The sequence below is a fragment of the Anaerococcus sp. NML200574 genome (genome assembly GCF_026131665.1).
GTDB lineage: Bacteria > Bacillota > Clostridia > Tissierellales > Peptoniphilaceae > Anaerococcus > Anaerococcus kampingae.
The window spans coordinates 38,024-55,171 of sequence record NZ_JAMXSM010000003.1 but is presented as its reverse complement, the minus strand read 5'-3'; the positions used below and the strand labels follow the sequence as shown (position 1 = coordinate 55,171).

The window sequence follows — 17,148 nt, the reverse complement described above, 5'->3', positions numbered from 1 at the left end:
TTAAATCATTTCTTAATGTTCATCCCAATTACCATGCCTAGCATCATACCAATAGATAAGCCAATCGCCATATTATCAGCATCTATAAGCATTGAGATAGCCATTCCCAAGCACATTCCTATAGTCATGCCTTCAGTCATATAATTATTATCTTCTGTACTCGCTGCTATAAGATCTTTATTTTTATTTTTTCTAACTATTAAAAGAATATAAATAGCCAGAACAAGAATTATTAAGGCAAAAAATAATATTTTATATAGATCCATTCCTAGCTCCTTTCAAGTAAAGCAATTGCCTCTAAATGTCTTGAATTTGGAAATTGGTCGAAGATTTCATAATCTTTTATCTCATAGCCCTTATCTAAAAATACCTTTAGGTTATCCATTTGACTTTTTGGATTGCATGAAATGTATACAAATTTCTTGCAATCGATATTTAGGATTTTATCTAGAGATGCTGGACTTATGCCGGCCCTTGGTGGGTCAAGGATTACAACATCGTATTTATCTCCTACTTTTTCAATCTCTTCTAGGACATCTCCACAAAGGAAATTTACATTATTAAGGTCATTTAGCTTAGCATTTTCCCTTGCCTTGTCAACTGCTTCTTCGACTATTTCTATACCTGTTGCTGTATTTGCTACAGTTGCCATTAACTGGGTAATGGTTCCTGTTCCTGAGTATAGGTCTAAGACATTCATAGTTGAGTTAATTTCAGCAAGGTCGAAGGCTTTTTGGTAGAGTTTTTCTGCTGTAAAGACATTTGGTTGGAAAAATGAAAATGGTGATATCTTAAAGGATAGGCCAAGCATTTCTTCTGTAATATATTCCTTACCATAGATTAGCTTAATCTTTTCAGGAATTACCGCATCTGCTAGAGAATCATTTAAGACGTGATAGATTGAAAATATCCTTCCATCCAAGTCCAGATCAAGGAGCATATGCATAAAAAGCCTTAACCTCATATCATCAAAGCTGTCATCTGAGCTTGTGACAAGTATTACCATGATTTGGCCTGTGTGGTGGGCCTTTCTTACTACAAGATGTCTCAAAAGACCTTCTTTAGTAGTTTTGTGGTAAAAGTCGGTGTTTTTCTCCATAAAATATTTTTGAACTCCAGCCCTAATTTTATTAAAATCATCATCTACTATGTTGCAATCATAGCAATCTACGATTTCATAAAACCTCCTCTGCCTGTGAAGACCGAGTATAAGCGGACCACCCTTTACAGCATCTCCAAAGGTGTATTCCATCTTATTTCTATAGCCCTTTGTCACTGCAGACCTATTTATTTTTATATTTCCATCATAGGTGATTCCGCTGTCTTTAAAGAGAGTCTTGATCATGTCATGCTTTAGCATTAGCTCTGTTTCATAAGGAATTTTTTGATAGGCACATCCCCCGCACACTCCTGCATGTGGGCAATACTCCCTTGCATTTTCTAGCTTTGATTCCTCTATAAGATTTATGTACTTGGCCCTTATTCTTTCCTTATTTTTCTTGCCAGTCTTTACATTTATAGTTTGACCTAGGATTCCTCCCTTAAACTCAACCCTTCTCCCATTTTCATCATATCCTATGGAAAGATTTGGGTATTTCATTTCGCTTATTTTTATTTCTTTAGTTGGTCTTTTTTTCATTATCACTCCAAAAATTATTTATTGCTCTTTGTAAGCTTTGGCTATCATTGACCAAGGCTTGGTTTCTCCAGTGTTTTGGAAAAAGTCTCATATATTTTTGCCAGAAATACCTATCATCAACTAGATAAATTATCCCCTTATCTTCTTCACTCCTAATAACCCTGCCTGCGGCTTGAAATACTTTATTTAAGCCTGGGTAGGTGTAGGAATAATCAAAACCATCGTATTGATTTTTGTCAAAATGATATTTTATTAGATTTCTTTCGTTTGACAAGCCTGGCATGCCTACAGATATTATCATAGACCCTATAAGCCTATCCCCTCTTAAGTCAACTCCTTCAGAAAAAATTCCACCTAGGACTAAAAATCCTACCCTAGCAGAATCTTCTGTAAATTCCTCAAGAAATTCGATACGCTTAGCTTCATCCATAATTCTTTCTTGAACTATTATACTATCATCAAAGCTCTCCCTATAATATTCTGCCACATCTTCCATATAAGAATAAGATGGGAAGAAAATAAAATAATTGCCTCTTTTTGATTTTACAAATTCATTTATAGTCTCAGCAAGGATTGCCAAGTTATTGTTCCTATCCCTATACCTAGTTGATATAGGACTTTTAAGAATCATTAGGTGATTAGGATTAAAGGGCATATCTAATCTTAACTTTAAGGCTTCCTCACCTGCTAGCATCTTTATAAAGTAAGGCATCGGTGAGAGGGTGGCTGAGAAAAATATAGAGCTTCTTGCTAGTTTATACTTATTCTTTAGAACTTCTCTTGGGTCAACACACTTTATCTCAAAAGATCTCTCCATTGATTCTGGATCATAAGATATTATATTATAAAATCCATCTGTAAAATAATCTGACACCTTAAGATACTTATTTATATCAAAATATAAGTCTAAGACCTGATCATAAGATGCGTGGTCCTTTTCTTCTACCAAAAATTTCTCCATGGTTTTTGATAAAGAAATCAAATCCTTATCTAATATGTCTATATAATCACTTGTAAAATAATAGGTATTACCTCTTGCAATTTGGCCAAGCTTATAAAAATCTTCTGTAATATTAGAAAGTTTAGAAACTAGCTTTTTTTCCTTTTTCTCATCCAAATTTTTAACTAGGGATGTAAAGTCTGACTCTAAAAACGTAAAAGAATACATATCCCTAGACCTTTCTAAGAGATTATGAGCTTCATCAATTAAAAATACATAAGAATCTATAACTTCATCAAAAAATCTTCTTAAAAATACATTTGGATCAAAAACATAATTATAATCGCAAATAATAACATCTGCATATAAACTTATATCAAGCTCAAATTCCAACGGGCAAACAGAATGTTTTTTTGAATATTCAATAATAGTGTCATAATCCATTATCTCTTTTTCAGAAAGGATGTCCTTTAAGGCTTCATTTACCCTATCGAAATGGCCAAGGGCATATGGACAATCTATAGGATTGCAGGAAACTTCATCATTTATACAGACCTTCTCCTTGCTTGTAAGCTGAAGAGCTTTTATAAACATTCCCTTAGACTTCAATAAATTTAAACTCTTTAAGGCTTCCTTAGCTATGGTATTTTTACTGGTGAGGTAAAAAATTTTATCTGCCAGATTATTTGGCATAGATTTTAAAGAAGGATAGAGAGTTGAAATTGTTTTACCAATTCCAGTAGGTGCATCTACAAAGAGATTTTTCTTATCTAGAATCGCGGTATAAACCCCAACCGCCATCTTTCTTTGGCCTTTCCTGTAGGAGCTAAAAGGAAAATCCAAATCTTTTAGGCTTTCATCTCTAGCCTCTCTATTTTTAGCCAATATTTTAGAAAATACAAGATAATCATCTAATAGGGCAAAATAAAAATCTTTTAGGTCATCAAAGGAGAATTCTTTTTCAAAAGTCTTTGACTTATAATCTTCTGTGGAAACATAAGTTAGGGTGATAAGCATCTTATCTAAATTATTATCAAGTGAATAAAAATATGCATAGCACTTAGCTTGGGCCCAATGGAGTTTATTTTTATCTGTCATTTCTCCAAGGTCTCTAGATGTGGATTTTATCTCATCAATTAAGTAGAGATCACCTTTCTTGCCGACACCATCAGCCCTACCTTCAACTACAAATTCTACATCCTTGTAGCTAGTGGTATTTGTGAGTTTGTATTCTTTTTTATAATTTTTACCATATTGGGCTTGGATTTTTTGGTGGGCTCTTATGCCTTCTATCATCCTAGTATTATCACGGAATCTATTGTCTATATCGCCAGATCTCATGACAAATTCAATAAGGTTTCTAACAGATGTTTTAATTTTCATAGTCTCTCCTAAGTATATTATAACATATTGGGTATAGGTATGGTAAGGAGGCTAGTATGAACGAAACCATAAAAAACCTATTAAATCACAGGACAATTAGAGAATTTACTGATGAAAAAATCGATCAAGATACAATAAAAACCTTGCTAGATGTAGTAAATATGTCTGCATCAAGCAATGGTATGCAAAATATGTCTGTAATCAGGGTTACAGACCAAAAAATAAAAGATGAGCTTGCAGATAATGGCAACCAAGCCTATATGGCAAGGGCTACTGAGCTATGGATTTTCATAGTTGACCTAAAGAGAAATTATGAAATCGCCAAGGAAATGGATCTTGAAAATGATAATATCATAAGCTTCGATAAATTTATCCAAGGTTTTACTGATGGAGTAATAGCTGCCCAAAACCTTACAGTTGCAGCCGAGTCTTTAGGTCTAGGTGCAAATTATTTTGGAAATATCCACAATGACACAGCCAGGGTTATAGAACTTTTGAAAATGCCAAAATTAACCTATCCGGTAGTGGGTGTTGGCTTTGGAGTTCCTAACCAAAATCCTCAAATCAAACCAAGAATGGACATAAAGTTAAAAACTTTTGAAAATTCTTATAAGACCTATAACTCATATCTAGATATAATTTCAGACTATGATAAAGAAATGACTACCTATTACGACCTTAGGGAAAATGGCAGAAAGAGCGCATCATTTTCTTCACAAATTCCTAAAAAACAAGGTACTATTATAAAAAATAGAAATAAGATATTTGAAACCCTCAAAAACCAAGGCTTTGTCCTAGACCCAAAAGAATAATTGCAAATTTAAGATAAAAGTTTATAATATTTCTATCAGAGTAGGTAAAGAGCATTAAGTGCTGGAAAATGGGTTGTTGTTTCCAGACGAAGAAGATTCATGATTCTTTATCGCAACCGCTGCCCTCTGATAGAAAGGGGAAAAAAATGAATAAAAAATTAAGTATTGATTCACTCGTGAAAGCTGCTATGCTAACAGCATTATCAATCATCTTTTCAAGATTTTTTGGTATTTTTATCACACCTTCAATTAAGTTTTCTTTTGGCCACTTGCCATTGATGGTCGCAGGCATGCTATTAGGTCCGATACCTGGAGCTCTTGCTGGACTTGCAGCCGACTTAATAGGTGTTGCTATAAATGCTGGAGGCACTCCACACTTTGGATTTACCCTAGTATCTGTTTTGACTGGTCTAATTCCAGGAATAATATCAGAATACTCAAAGGATAAAAACATTTCTATGAAGGTTCAAGTAGGGCTTATGGTTTTTTTTGTGTTTTATATCTGCCATATGTTCTTAAATACCTTATGGTTAAGCCAATTGATGAATACACCTTACAAAGCAATGTTAGTTTCACGTTTTATTAAAGTATTAGTAGATGGAATAATAAACTATTTCCTTTTATATTTCATAGCTACAAAATTACTAGATAAATTAAAATAATAAGAGGCTGTTGCAGAATGAATAAATCGTCCCAAATCATTAGAGGAACCTCCACGAAAATTTTGCCTCCATGAGCCGGCAGGCTAGGCCAAAAATTTTCTAAGAGAACCCTCTAATGATGGGACGATAGTTATTCATAGTTTTGCAACAGCCCTTTATTTATTTGCTTCTATAAATTTATTTATATGAGTTATTACTTCTTTTTTGAAGGAATCATCCCCAGCATAGCCTACTACCAAGTGACCATGCTCCTTTACCTTTCCAACAACCATGAGATTTCTATATAGTTTATTTTCACCTGTGCCTAGGTATCTCATATCCGTGATTATACCTATAATCATCCTTGGAAAATCTATTCCATGATCCATTTCAAATTCTCTCATTACTCCATGGGCCATAATCTCTGCTGCCACTCCATCATCTATAGTCAATCCATCAAGGTTGGCTATCAATATATTTGCTTCTTTTAATTTGGCAGTATCAGCTTGAGATATTTTTATATCTGTGATAATTGCATCATTTGTCTTTTTATCATTTATATCTGCATTTCTTTGTGGAACATAGAGTTCTAGATTAGTATTTTTTTCTATATACTGGGCTAAATCTTCTGTCCACCTAAACATAGCATCATTAAAAAAATGACTTGCTAAATATCCTTTCATTAATTCTCCTTAAAAACTTCTGCCAGCTCCTCCGCCACCAGATGATCCTCCTCCTCCGGAAAATCCTCCGCCAGAGCCGCCGCCAAAGCTTGATCCTCCCCAAGATGAGCCTCCAAAGCCTCCACCTCTTGGATAAAATCCTCCAAAGCCACCCGGGCCTCTTCTTCTAAAGCCGCCTCCGCCTCTTCTGTTATTATTGTTTAAAAGATTTGAGACTATTATAAATATTACCAAAAGCATTATTAGTGTTGAAATAGGAAATCCATCGTCACTATCAACAGGCTCAAGTCTTTCCTGGTAGGAAGAGTAGTCCTTTTCAAGCTCAATGTCATATTCCGCAGCTATTTCTCCAACAACTGCATTAAATCCTTCATTTAGAGCTTGTGAATAATCGCCTTCTTTAAGCTTTTCGAGCATGAAGTTATCAATTATTCTACCTACCTTACCATCATTAAGCCTACCTTCTATTCCATAACCAGTAATTATATTTATTTGCCTTTTGCCATTTGGTCCTGGTCCTAAAAATAAAATTAGTACTCCATTTTCCTTATCCTTATCACCAATTTTCCAAGCATTAAAGATATCAGTTCCATAAGAATAACCATCGAGTCCATCTGGATTCTCTAAGCTTATAACGACCACTTGAGAGCCAGTTTTATCTTCTAGCTGTCTATTGGTCTTATTTATATTTTCTTTTGTAGCTTCATCTAGTATTCCAAGCTCATCCAGGTAATAATCGGTGCTTGGGCTTGGTATGCTAGCATAAGATTTAATTTGAAAAAGGCAGAAAAGAACCGCTATTAGTATTCCTAGCCTTTTAAATCTTGCCTTTCTCATAATATCTCTCCTAGTTACCAAAGTCTACTTTTGGTGCATCTTGTGCACCAGCATCAGCCTTGAAATATTCTGCTGGGTCATAGCCTGTAAATTTAGCTATGATATTTGTTGGAAATCTTCTAATATCTTTATTATATTCACCAACTGCTTCGTTATAGTTCTTTCTTTCTGTTGAAATCCTATTTTCTGTTCCTGCAAGCTCATCCATAAGCTGAACAAATTGTGTATCTGCCTTAAGCTCCGGATAGGCTTCTACTACTACATTAATATCCCCTATAGCTCTTGTTAATTGGTCATTTGCTTCTGCTAATTCTTCTGGGCTCTTAGCATTTTGTATACCTGCTCTAGCATTTGTTACTGCTGTTAGGGTTTCATTTTCATGATCTGTATAACCTTTTACAGTGTTTACCAAATTTGGTATAAGGTCAGCCCTTCTTTGAACAACGTTTTGTACTTGTGCATAGGCTTGATTTACATTTTCCCTGCTTCCTGCAAGTCTGTTATAGGTTGGAACGATCATAAATAATCCTAGGGCAATAATTACAATTATGCCTATAATTAATCCTTTACTTCCTGAACCTCTTCTTCTTTCTGTCATATTTCCTCCTAAATTACTCTTTTTCTATTTATACCCATCTAGGATAATAATCTCATTATTTTCTAAAGTTTTCCTAACATCTATTATTCTTTGATTTGAAGAACCTCTAAATTTAAGCTTTAGATCCTTGAGATCTTCTATAAATTCACCATCTACCAAGACATCAATCTCCTCTAAAATCTCTCTAGCTAATTTCATATTCATCAGATCTTCTATCTTAAAACCTGTATAAACCCATATGGACTTATCTACTTCTTTTCTTATGTTAATTAAAGCTTTTTTAAGGCCTAAGGGATTTTCAAAAGGCTCGCCTCCTAGGACTGTAAGCCCTTCTACTTCCTTAAGTTTAAGATAAGAAATAACCTCTTCTTCGGCTGCCCTATCCCATTTTTTCCCAAAAGAAAAATCCATATAGTCCCTATTAAAACAATTTGGACAATTTCTATCACAACCTGTTAGGAAAAAAGTGGTCCTGATACCAGGACCATTTGCTACATCGTATTTTCTTATTTGACCGTAATTCATATGTGGAGCACTCTCGCTTTTATTTCCTTGGTTCTGCCTTCATTCCAGAAATTTTCACCAAGATATCCGCAAGTTCTCCTTACTACTGTAAGTTTTGCCCTATCGTGATTACCACAATTTGGACAATACCATTGGTTATCATCATCAAGTAGAATTTCCCCATCATAGCCGCAGTTGCCACAATAATCACTCTTTGTATTAAATTCGGCATATTGGATGTGGTCATAAATATATTCTATCATTGTAAGAACTGCTTCAATGTTATTGGTCATATTTGGAATTTCTGCATAAGATATACAACCACCGGTTGATAATTTTTGGAAATTACTTTCAAAATCAAACTTATCAAATACTGTTATATGCTCTCTAACATCCACATGGAAGGAGTTTGTATAATAGCCCTTATCTGTTACATCAGCTATATCTCCAAATCTTTCCCTATCAATTGATGCAAACCTGTGGGTTAAGCTTTCTGCTGGTGTTCCATAAACTGCAAAGGCTATATGGTATTTATCTGTCCATTCTTCCTTCTTGGAATTTAGAAGTTCCATGATTTTCATGGCAAATTCATAGCCTTCTTTTGTGGTATGGGATACTCCCTTTGTAAGCTTGGTTGCTTCATAGACTCCTATATAGCCAATGGTTACTGTGGCATAACCATTTTCTAGAAGTGGTTTTATTGACTCGTGTTTTTTAAGTCTTGCTATCGCTCCATGTTGGAAGTGGATTGGTGATGAGTCACTTGTGACCTTTGATAAGTGTTCATATCTTAAGAGTCCTACTCTTTTTACTAAATCTAGTCTTTTTTCTAGTATTTCAAAAAATAACTTCTCATCTCCGTCTGCAAGGATTGCAATTTGAGGGAGGTTTATTGTACAAACTCCCATGTTAAACCTACCATCAAATTTATAATCTCCATACTCATCCTTGTAAGGAGGTAGGAAGGCCCTACATCCCATTGGCGAAAATACATTGCCTTCGTAATTTTCACGCATTTTCTTAGCTGAAATATAGTCTGGATACATTCTTTTTGCCGTACATTTGGCTGCAAGCTTTGTTAGGTCAAAATATTTTGAATCTATGTGGATATTATTTTCATCTAAGACATATATTAACTTAGGGAAGGCTGGAGTTACATAAACTCCTTGCTCGTTTTTGATTCCTTCTATTCTTTGCTTTAGGATTTCTCTTATTATTTGGACTGTCTCATCCAAGTAAGGATCATTTTCATCTGTATGCATAAATAAGGTTACAAATGGTGATTGACCATTGCTTGTCATGAGGGTATTTATCTGGTATTGGATAGTTTGTATACCACTTTCCAAATCTCTTTGGGTAAGAGCCTTGGCCATTTTTTGGATATCTTCCTCATTTGCCAGAATTTCTTTTGATAATTTAAGATTTTTAGCATATGATTTTTTAAGATATGGGCTTAGGCATGATATATTTATTGATTGGCCCCCATATTGGTTTGATGCAATTTGGGCTATGATTTGGGTCATAACATTGCAAGCTACCTGGAATGATTTTGGACTTTCTATCATCTTTTCGTTGACAACTGTCCCATTGTCTAACATATCTTTCATATCTACTAGGCAGCAATTAAAAATTGGCTGGATTAGATAATCAAGATCATGGATATGTATGGCTCCTGATTCGTGAGCCTCTACAAGATCAGCTGGGATTAGTTTTCTCTTTGCTATGTCTTTTGCAACCTCTCCTGCTATTAGGTCCCTTTGTGTTGAGGCAATAATTGGATTTTTGTTTGAGTTTTCATCCATTACATCTATATTTGTCTGATTTAATAGACCGATTATTTCATCGTCAGATGTATTTTGCTCACGCTTGTAGGCTTGAACTGCCTTGTAGGACTCGTAGGCCTTGGCTGTTGCAGGGTTTTTCCTATCTATTAATTTGTAGTAAACTAGGTCTTCAATTTCATAAATGGAGATTTCTCTTTTATTTTTAGATCTCTCCTCAATTTCACTAGCTATCTCAGCCGCTTGACCTTCCACATAAATACCACTTGGGGAATGCATGGCTTTTTCTATGGCTAGAGTAATTTTATCTTTATAAAAATCGACTTTAGTCCCGTCTCTTTTTATTACTTGTAACATTTTTACCTCCGAAATCTTATGTATATATGATACCACAAATAAGATTTTCTGTAAAATATTTAGCACTATATATAGTGCTCGAATAGCAATTAAATACTATATATAGTAGTTTTGGCTCAAAATAGCCAAATAAAAAACAGAGCAATCTATTAAATCACTCTGTCTATTTTTCTACTTGTCTTAACTAAGCTATTTAACTTCAAAGGTCAAATTATTATTCTCATCTAGAACTAAGACTGCTGTATCTTTTTCTGCTACCTTTCCTTCTATAATCAATTTACCTAGCATAGTTTCAACGTTTCTTTGTAGGAATCTCTTGACTGGCCTTGCACCATATTCAACATCATAAGAATTTTCTAGGATATATTCTTTTGCTGCTGGGCTTATTTCAAGTTTGATATCCCTATCAGCTAATCTCTTTCTTATATTGTCGATTTGTAGATCTATTATTTCATAAACTTGATCGCTAGTTAATGGTGTAAACATAACTATATCATCAATCCTGTTTAAAAATTCTGGCTTAAAGGAATGTCTTAGGGATTCTTCTACTTGATATTTGTTTTCTTCCTTGATTGTGCCATCTTCTTTTAGACCATCAATTAGGTACTGGCTACCGATGTTTGAAGTCATTATTATGATGGTATTTTTAAAGTCTACAGTCCTACCTTGACTATCTGTAAGCCTTCCATCATCTAAGACTTGTAAAAGTATATTAAAGACATCTGGATGGGCTTTTTCTATCTCATCAAATAAGATTACTGAGTAAGGTTTACGTCTTACAGCCTCTGTTAGTTGGCCACCTTCTTCATAGCCAACATAGCCAGGAGCTGCACCTATAAGTCTTGATACAGAATATTTTTCCATATATTCTGACATATCTATCCTTATCATATTATGCTCATCATCAAACATGGCCTCTGTTAGACTCTTTGCAAGCTCTGTTTTACCAACACCTGTAGGACCTAGGAAAATGAAGGATCCTATTGGCCTATTTTCATCCTTAAGACCTGATCTAGCTCTTATTATAGCATCTGCTACTGCCTTGATAGCTTCATCTTGTCCAATTACTCTTTGATGAAGAGTCTCATCTAGGTGGAGGATTTTACTTCTTTCGCTTTCTACAAGTTTTGATACTGGTATATTTATCCAAGAACTTACTACATCAGCTACATCTTCATCAGTAACTTCCTCTTTTATGCTTTCTTTATTTTCATTTTCTGACTTAGCACTTGCTTCTTTTAGTTTATTTTCAAGAGCTACTAACTTACCATATTTAAGCTCTGATAATTTTTCAAAATCGTAAGATCTCTCAGCTTGGTCAATTTCTATCTTTACCCTATCGATTTCTTCTTTTATATCCTTAACTTCATCGATAGCAGATTTTTGTTCCTTCCATTTTAGGAAATCTTCATTATATTTTTCAGATAAATCTGCCAATTCTTTTTCTAATTCTTCAAGTCTTTTCTTAGAATACTCATCTTCTTCTTTTTTAAGAGCTGTTATTTCAATTTGTAATTGTAAAAGCTTTCTCTTTTGCTCATCTAGATAGCTAGGCATGGTATCTATCTCTGTCCTAACTGTAGCACAAGCTTCATCCATTAGGTCTATTGCCTTATCTGGTAAAAACCTATCAGATATATACCTGTCTGATAATTCAGCTGCTGCTATTACAGCACTATCTTGAATTCTAATTCCGTGGTAGACTTCATATTTTTCTTTGATTCCCCTTAAAATTGAAATTGTATCTTCTACTGATGGTTCATCTACCATTACCTTTTGGAATCTTCTTTCTAGGGCCCCATCTTTTTCGATGTATTCCCTATATTCATTTAGGGTTGTAGCACCTATTACCTTGATTTCTCCGCGGGCAAGCATTGGTTTCATGATGTTTGATGCATCCATTGCACCCTCGCTCTTACCAGCGCCAACTATGGTGTGGATCTCATCTATAAACATTATAATCTGACCTTCAGATTTTTTGACTTCTTCAATTACTGCCTTGAGTCTCTCCTCAAATTGGCCCCTGTATTTAGCACCTGCTACTAGGGCACCCATGTCAAGTGAGAAAATCCTCCTGCCTTGAAGTGGCTCTGGAACATCGTTATTTACAATTCTTTGGGCAAGACCTTCAACTATAGCAGTCTTACCAACACCTGGTTGACCAATTAGTACAGGGTTGTTTTTCTTACGCCTACTTAGAATTCTAAGGGCGTTTCTAATTTCGCTATCCCTACCAATAACTGGGTCAATCTTACCTTCCCTAGCTTCTGCTGTTAGGTCTCTACCGAATTTTTCTAGAGGATTTGAAGTTTCTTCTGGGTTATCGCTTGTAACTTTTTGACCATTCCTGACTTTTAGGACAGTATCTTTGAAGGCCTTATAGGTAATATTATATCTCTTGTTAAGATCAGTGATTTCACTTTTTTCCTTAAGTAGTGATAGGTAGATGTGCTCTACTGATATAAAGGAATCCCCCATTGCTTGTGCTTCATCTTCTGCTTTTAGGAATATTCTTTGAAATACTTGTGATGGATAGGTCTTAGCATTACCTGATTGTTTTGGCAAAGACTCTATCTTTTTCTCTAGATCGTTTTTATAAGAATTTACATCTACTCTCATGTCCTTTAAAACCATTGATACATAGGAATCTGAACTTTCTACTAGGGCTAGGCCAAGATGAAACTCAGTTACTTCTGGGTTTGCATCTTTTATAGCCATTGAATTTGCATTATTAATTGCTTCTATTGATTTTTGTGTTAATTTATTGTTATCCATATTATCCCTCGATTTCTTTTAACTTTTTATATAATTCGACTTGTTCTTCATTAAGATCTGGGTTATCTATTTGGATTTCAAGGATTAAATCACCCTTGTTATTTTTCCTATCTACATAGCCCCTATCTTTTAGTCTAATTTTTTTGCCTGTGGTTATCTTTTCTGGAATATTTACAAGCAAGGCCCCTGACTTAGTATCTACCTTTACCTTTTTTCCAAAGTAGGCATCCCATGGGCTAAGCTTAATTTTTTTGATTAAATCTATTCCATCAAGAGCAAGGTCTTCATCATCTTTTATATTAACTTTTACATATATATCTGCTGCAAGGCCGTATTTTGAACCATCAATTCTAATCTTATTTTTGTTTTTAAGACCCTTTGGTATCTTAACATCTATATCGGTAAGCCTTCCTTGTGAGTTAACAGATATCTTTCTAGATGTACCTTCCATGGCTTCATCTATTGATATAGTAACTTCGGTATTTAGCTTCGATTTTTCTTTTTTTGAAAATCCGTTGCCAAAACCCCCAAACCTTGAACTGTGGCTTGTGCTTTGACTTTTAGATCCAAAGCTTCCAAATAAGGTATCAAAAAAATCTGAAAAACCTGAATCATTTGAACTTGTATATGTGTATGAGCCATTGCCGAAGTTTCCAAAATCAAATCCAAAATCTCTCGGATCAAAATTTTGACCACCTGTAAAATTGGCTCCTGAACCAAAGGTATCATACTTTTGTCTCTTATCTGGATCTGATAAAACCTCGTAGGCTTCGTTTATTTCTGTAAATTTTTTGTGTGCACTTTCATCATCTGGATGAAGGTCTGGGTGGTATTTTTTAGCTAATTTTCTATAAGCTTTTTTGATCTCATCAGCGCTAGCTTTCTTGTCCACCCCTAGCACTTCATAGTAATCTTTATATTGCATATTTACCTCCATCTTTTTCGTTTGACCATCTCTGACCTTAATTTAATTATACTGACTTAAATATGCATTTCAAGTATATTTATAACTTTTTGACCAATAATTTCTATATAAATTTAACCAATAAAAAAGAGCTTTACTAAGAAAGCTCCAAATTTTAGTGGTCGTATTCTACTATTGATATTACATCGTAATCTTTTAGATATTCCCTACCCTTTAGGCCTGTAAGTTCGATTAAAAATTCAAAGCATACAACTTCTGCTCCAAGGCTTTCAACTAGTTTTGCACTTGCCTTAGCAGATCCACCTGTGGCTATAAGATCATCTACTATTACAATTTTGTCCCCTGCTTTTAGGGCATCCTTGTGGATTTCAAGCTCGTTTGAACCATATTCTAACTCATAGGATACTCTTTCAATTTCTCCAGGCAATTTTCCTGGTTTTCTAATTGGAATAAAGCCCTTGTTTAGTCTATCAGCAAGGGGTGCACCAAAAATAAGTCCTCTTGATTCTACTCCTGCTATATAGTCAAACTCGTAATCTTTTAATGCTTCTTCTAACCTATCTAGGGTTTCTTTAAAGCCTTCCCTATTTTTAAGTAGGGTTGTGATATCTTTGAAAGATATACCTTTTTCTGGATAATCTTCTATAACCCTGATTAATGATTTTATGTCCATATCTCCTCCATCTTTGTACATTTGTATTATACCCTATTATTAATTTCTTAAATAAGATTTTAGATAATTTTGCCTAATTTCTTCTATAGAATTAGGATAAACCTTAAAATAAGATATACCACCTGCATTAAATGGCTCACCTTCAAGGCGAATAGAATTAATATTTGAAGGGTCTACACTCTTAAATTCTAAAGCTAAGGACGAAAGGTTTTTAAGACCTATATTTGTCTTAATGTATGGTTTCATAGCCTTGTATACTGATGGAAGCTTGCTTATATTCTCTGCCTTTGTTGCTTCCTTTATAAACTGTTTCATAAAATCTTGTTGGGTATTTATCCTACCAAGGTCTGCATTTTGATAGCCCTTTCTAAAGCGAACATAGGCTAAGACCTCATCACCTGCCATTTTCCTTATTCCTGGGCTAATGCCCATGGCACTTGCTACTTCATTACTTACTTCTACATCCATACCGCCAAGGGCATTTATCCCTGCAATAACTGCATCAAATGAAATAACAAAGTACTTATCCAGATTTATTCCTAGAAAGTCTCTCACAACTTCCATTGTCAAATCAATTCCGCCATAAGAGTGGGCTGCATTAATCTTATCCATTGACCCCCTAATTGAAACATAGGAATCTCTTGGGATTGAAATCATGTCTATGGTGTTTTTATCCTTATTTACATTGACAAGCATAAGCGTGTCTGTTCTTGTGCCAGTATCTTCTCCAGTCGAATCTACTCCTGCAAGCAAGAACATAAACCCTCTGTCATTTGAAATATCAAAAATTTCACCACCAGCTCCATCATTTTTAAAAAAGTTTAGTAAGAGAAAACCTGCAGCAAAAACCACTACAAACATCAAAAATACAAGTACCGATTTAATTATTTTTATCATATTATTTTTCATTTTATCACCTATGACTATTTTACACCCTTTTTAAAAGATTTTCTTAAAATATTTGTAAGTTAGGCTATAATAAAGACAGGAGGAATCATGTTAATTAAAAAAATTGATGAATATCTAAATGAAAATACCTATCCCTTCCATATGCCAGGCCACAAAAGATCGAAGCTTTTAAGAAATGACCTGGGATATTTAAGAGATTTTACAGAAATAGAAGGACTTGATAACCTCAATGACCCCAAAGAAATCTTTGTAAAAATGCAGATAGCTATTGCCGAAAATTATCGAGTAAAAGATGCTATAATTTCTACAAATGGATCAACAAATGGCATCCTTGCAGCAATAAGAAGCCTCAGCAAAAACAATAAAAATCTTCTAATAGAGAGGTCATCCCATAAGGCTGTTTATAATGCCGCTCTCATAAATAAATGCAAACTTGACTACATCGATATAATAACAGATGAGGTAAGCGCTGTAGCAGGTATCGATTATAATGTTTTAGAGAATAAATTAAAAAACAAATCCTATGGGGCTGTAGTGGTGACAAGTCCTTCCTATGAAGGTTATATACTAGATTTAGAAAAAATTTATGGCATATGCCAAAAATATGAGACCAAACTTTTTGTAGACCTAGCCCACGGGAGCCACCTATACCTAAATGAACTTTATAAAAATAGCTTTGACCTAGCTGTTACATCCTTTCACAAAAATCTCTCAGCCCTTACCCCATCAGCCGCTCTTTTGGTAAATGATGAATCTTTGATAGGAAGTCTTAAGGAAAGTATGGCGATTTTTCAAACATCATCCCCATCTTATCTAATTTTACAATCCATAGATGAAATGATAGAAAATTTCCCAAAATTTTATAGGCTTATGGATGATTTAAATAAAAATTTAGATAAGCTATATGACCTTGACCTTAAAAACTTAAAGCTAATTGACCATAAGGATAAGGATAGGTCAAAAATACTTATATCCTGTAAAGACGCCAATGTAAGTGGCTTAGAGCTTCAAGAAATCCTTAGGAAAAATAAAATTGAAATAGAGATGGCCTATCCATCCTACGCCCTTTTAATAGCAAGTATTTTTGATAGTGAAGAAGCTTTTAAATATTTAGAAAAAGTTTTAATAAAAATTGATAAGGCACTTTTAAAAGGAAATAATTCTTATAAGTTTACCTATCCAAAGCCTATAAAAAAATACGAACTATATGAGGCCTACGAAAAAGAAAAGATCATGATAAAACTAGAAAATTCTGTAGGTCACATTGCAGGAGAATTTATCTATGCATATCCGCCTGGCATTCCTATCCTTACACCAGGAGAAATCATTGATGAAAATACCTTGGCTTGCCTAGATTTTATGAAATCAAAGGGTCGTTCTTTAAATATCGAAGATGAAATTTCTTGCCTTATTGACAAAAGTGAATAAAAATGCTATAATTATATACAAAGATGAATTATAAGGAGTGTATTATGAAAAGAATTCTTACATTAAATACAAGAAACTTACACAAGAGCAAAAAAGATGGTGGTTGTGGTGAATGCCAAACTTCTTGCCAATCTGCTTGCAAAACATCTTGCGGAGTTGCAAACCAAGAATGTGTTAGCAAAAAAAATAAATAAGAGCTTACATATTAGAAGGCCTTTGCAAATCTTATCTGATTTTTTGGGTAATTGCGAGGGTCTTTTTGT

Annotated in this window: 16 protein-coding genes and 1 riboswitch; of the genes, 4 read left to right on the top strand and 12 right to left on the bottom strand. The window is 34.3% G+C overall.

The window, feature by feature from the left end:
* Positions 1-5 precede the first annotated feature (5 nt).
* From NH286_RS02155 to NH286_RS02145, 3 genes are read right to left on the bottom strand one after another with little or no spacing between them, the layout of a single operon-like run.
* Entirely contained in the window at positions 6-266 is a 261-nt protein-coding gene (locus tag NH286_RS02155) for a DUF2700 domain-containing protein (RefSeq protein ID WP_265236531.1), read from the bottom strand.
* Between the two features lie 2 nt (positions 267-268).
* Positions 269-1,639, bottom strand: a complete 1,371-nt coding sequence (gene rlmD / locus NH286_RS02150) for a 23S rRNA (uracil(1939)-C(5))-methyltransferase RlmD (RefSeq protein WP_265236529.1) — start codon at positions 1,637-1,639, stop codon at positions 269-271.
* The gene (locus NH286_RS02145; RefSeq protein ID WP_265236526.1) at positions 1,620-3,962 is read right to left on the bottom strand and encodes an ATP-dependent DNA helicase; all 2,343 of its coding nucleotides are present in this window, start codon (positions 3,960-3,962) and stop codon (positions 1,620-1,622) included. Before NH286_RS02145 ends, rlmD begins: the two co-directional genes overlap by 20 nt.
* 56 nt (positions 3,963-4,018) lie before the next feature.
* Between NH286_RS02145 and NH286_RS02140 the strand changes: the two genes are divergently transcribed.
* Positions 4,019-4,774 (top strand): nitroreductase family protein, encoded by a 756-nt coding sequence (locus tag NH286_RS02140; RefSeq protein WP_265236525.1) that lies wholly within the window; start codon positions 4,019-4,021, stop codon positions 4,772-4,774.
* Between the two features lie 34 nt (positions 4,775-4,808).
* Positions 4,809-4,898: riboswitch (THF riboswitch) on the top strand.
* 22 nt (positions 4,899-4,920) lie between these two features.
* Positions 4,921-5,436, top strand: a complete 516-nt coding sequence (locus NH286_RS02135) for a folate family ECF transporter S component (protein WP_265212403.1) — start codon at positions 4,921-4,923, stop codon at positions 5,434-5,436.
* Positions 5,437-5,591: 155 nt separating this feature from the next.
* On the opposite strand, the gene NH286_RS02130 is transcribed toward NH286_RS02135, so the two are convergent.
* The 9 genes from NH286_RS02130 to NH286_RS02090 all read right to left on the bottom strand — a co-directional run bounded on the left by NH286_RS02130 (position 5,592) and on the right by NH286_RS02090 (position 15,457).
* On the bottom strand, positions 5,592-6,098 hold the full coding sequence (locus NH286_RS02130) for a nucleoside 2-deoxyribosyltransferase (RefSeq protein ID WP_265236523.1): 507 nt from the start codon (positions 6,096-6,098) through the stop codon (positions 5,592-5,594).
* 9 nt (positions 6,099-6,107) lie between these two features.
* The gene (locus tag NH286_RS02125) at positions 6,108-6,935 is read right to left on the bottom strand and encodes a TPM domain-containing protein (RefSeq protein ID WP_106460539.1); all 828 of its coding nucleotides are present in this window, start codon (positions 6,933-6,935) and stop codon (positions 6,108-6,110) included.
* Positions 6,936-6,945: 10 nt separating this feature from the next.
* Complete coding sequence (locus tag NH286_RS02120; RefSeq protein WP_265236521.1) at positions 6,946-7,533, bottom strand: LemA family protein; 588 nt, start codon at positions 7,531-7,533, stop codon at positions 6,946-6,948.
* A 24-nt stretch (positions 7,534-7,557) separates the two neighbouring features.
* Complete coding sequence (nrdG, locus tag NH286_RS02115) at positions 7,558-8,058, bottom strand: anaerobic ribonucleoside-triphosphate reductase activating protein (protein ID WP_265236519.1); 501 nt, start codon at positions 8,056-8,058, stop codon at positions 7,558-7,560.
* The gene (gene nrdD / locus NH286_RS02110; protein ID WP_265236517.1) at positions 8,055-10,175 is read right to left on the bottom strand and encodes an anaerobic ribonucleoside-triphosphate reductase; all 2,121 of its coding nucleotides are present in this window, start codon (positions 10,173-10,175) and stop codon (positions 8,055-8,057) included. Before nrdD ends, nrdG begins: the two co-directional genes overlap by 4 nt.
* 189 nt (positions 10,176-10,364) lie before the next feature.
* Entirely contained in the window at positions 10,365-12,950 is a 2,586-nt protein-coding gene (gene clpB, locus NH286_RS02105) for an ATP-dependent chaperone ClpB (protein ID WP_265236515.1), read from the bottom strand.
* 1 nt (position 12,951) lies between these two features.
* Positions 12,952-13,875: a DnaJ domain-containing protein gene (locus NH286_RS02100; RefSeq protein WP_265212408.1), complete on the bottom strand. Its 924-nt coding sequence runs from the start codon at positions 13,873-13,875 to the stop codon at positions 12,952-12,954.
* Between the two features lie 154 nt (positions 13,876-14,029).
* Complete coding sequence (locus NH286_RS02095) at positions 14,030-14,548, bottom strand: adenine phosphoribosyltransferase (RefSeq protein ID WP_265212410.1); 519 nt, start codon at positions 14,546-14,548, stop codon at positions 14,030-14,032.
* Between the two features lie 39 nt (positions 14,549-14,587).
* On the bottom strand, positions 14,588-15,457 hold the full coding sequence (locus tag NH286_RS02090; RefSeq protein ID WP_265212412.1) for an LCP family protein: 870 nt from the start codon (positions 15,455-15,457) through the stop codon (positions 14,588-14,590).
* 87 nt (positions 15,458-15,544) lie between these two features.
* Here NH286_RS02090 and NH286_RS02085 point away from each other — a divergent pair, with 87 nt between their 5' ends.
* Together NH286_RS02085 and scfA are read left to right on the top strand one after the other, a co-directional pair.
* Positions 15,545-16,885 (top strand): aminotransferase class I/II-fold pyridoxal phosphate-dependent enzyme, encoded by a 1,341-nt coding sequence (locus tag NH286_RS02085; RefSeq protein WP_265236513.1) that lies wholly within the window; start codon positions 15,545-15,547, stop codon positions 16,883-16,885.
* 44 nt (positions 16,886-16,929) lie between these two features.
* Entirely contained in the window at positions 16,930-17,079 is a 150-nt protein-coding gene (scfA, locus tag NH286_RS02080; RefSeq protein WP_106460548.1) for a six-cysteine ranthipeptide SCIFF, read from the top strand.
* Positions 17,080-17,148 lie beyond the last annotated feature (69 nt).

Excerpts from the sequence above, each read along its gene's own strand:
- NH286_RS02155 (WP_265236531.1), bottom strand. The coding sequence starts at position 266 with ATGGATCTATATAAAATATTATTTTTTGCCTTAATAATTCTTGTTCTG.
- rlmD (WP_265236529.1), bottom strand. The coding sequence starts at position 1,639 with ATGAAAAAAAGACCAACTAAAGAAATAAAAATAAGCGAAATGAAATAC.
- NH286_RS02145 (WP_265236526.1), bottom strand. The coding sequence starts at position 3,962 with ATGAAAATTAAAACATCTGTTAGAAACCTTATTGAATTTGTCATGAGA.
- NH286_RS02140 (WP_265236525.1), top strand. The coding sequence starts at position 4,019 with ATGAACGAAACCATAAAAAACCTATTAAATCACAGGACAATTAGAGAA.
- NH286_RS02135 (WP_265212403.1), top strand. The coding sequence starts at position 4,921 with ATGAATAAAAAATTAAGTATTGATTCACTCGTGAAAGCTGCTATGCTA.
- NH286_RS02130 (WP_265236523.1), bottom strand. The coding sequence starts at position 6,098 with ATGAAAGGATATTTAGCAAGTCATTTTTTTAATGATGCTATGTTTAGG.
- NH286_RS02125 (WP_106460539.1), bottom strand. The coding sequence starts at position 6,935 with ATGAGAAAGGCAAGATTTAAAAGGCTAGGAATACTAATAGCGGTTCTT.
- NH286_RS02120 (WP_265236521.1), bottom strand. The coding sequence starts at position 7,533 with ATGACAGAAAGAAGAAGAGGTTCAGGAAGTAAAGGATTAATTATAGGC.
- nrdG (WP_265236519.1), bottom strand. The coding sequence starts at position 8,058 with ATGAATTACGGTCAAATAAGAAAATACGATGTAGCAAATGGTCCTGGT.
- nrdD (WP_265236517.1), bottom strand. The coding sequence starts at position 10,175 with ATGTTACAAGTAATAAAAAGAGACGGGACTAAAGTCGATTTTTATAAA.
- clpB (WP_265236515.1), bottom strand. The coding sequence starts at position 12,950 with ATGGATAACAATAAATTAACACAAAAATCAATAGAAGCAATTAATAAT.
- NH286_RS02100 (WP_265212408.1), bottom strand. The coding sequence starts at position 13,875 with ATGCAATATAAAGATTACTATGAAGTGCTAGGGGTGGACAAGAAAGCT.
- NH286_RS02095 (WP_265212410.1), bottom strand. The coding sequence starts at position 14,548 with ATGGACATAAAATCATTAATCAGGGTTATAGAAGATTATCCAGAAAAA.
- NH286_RS02090 (WP_265212412.1), bottom strand. The coding sequence starts at position 15,457 with ATGAAAAATAATATGATAAAAATAATTAAATCGGTACTTGTATTTTTG.
- NH286_RS02085 (WP_265236513.1), top strand. The coding sequence starts at position 15,545 with ATGTTAATTAAAAAAATTGATGAATATCTAAATGAAAATACCTATCCC.
- scfA (WP_106460548.1), top strand. The coding sequence starts at position 16,930 with ATGAAAAGAATTCTTACATTAAATACAAGAAACTTACACAAGAGCAAA.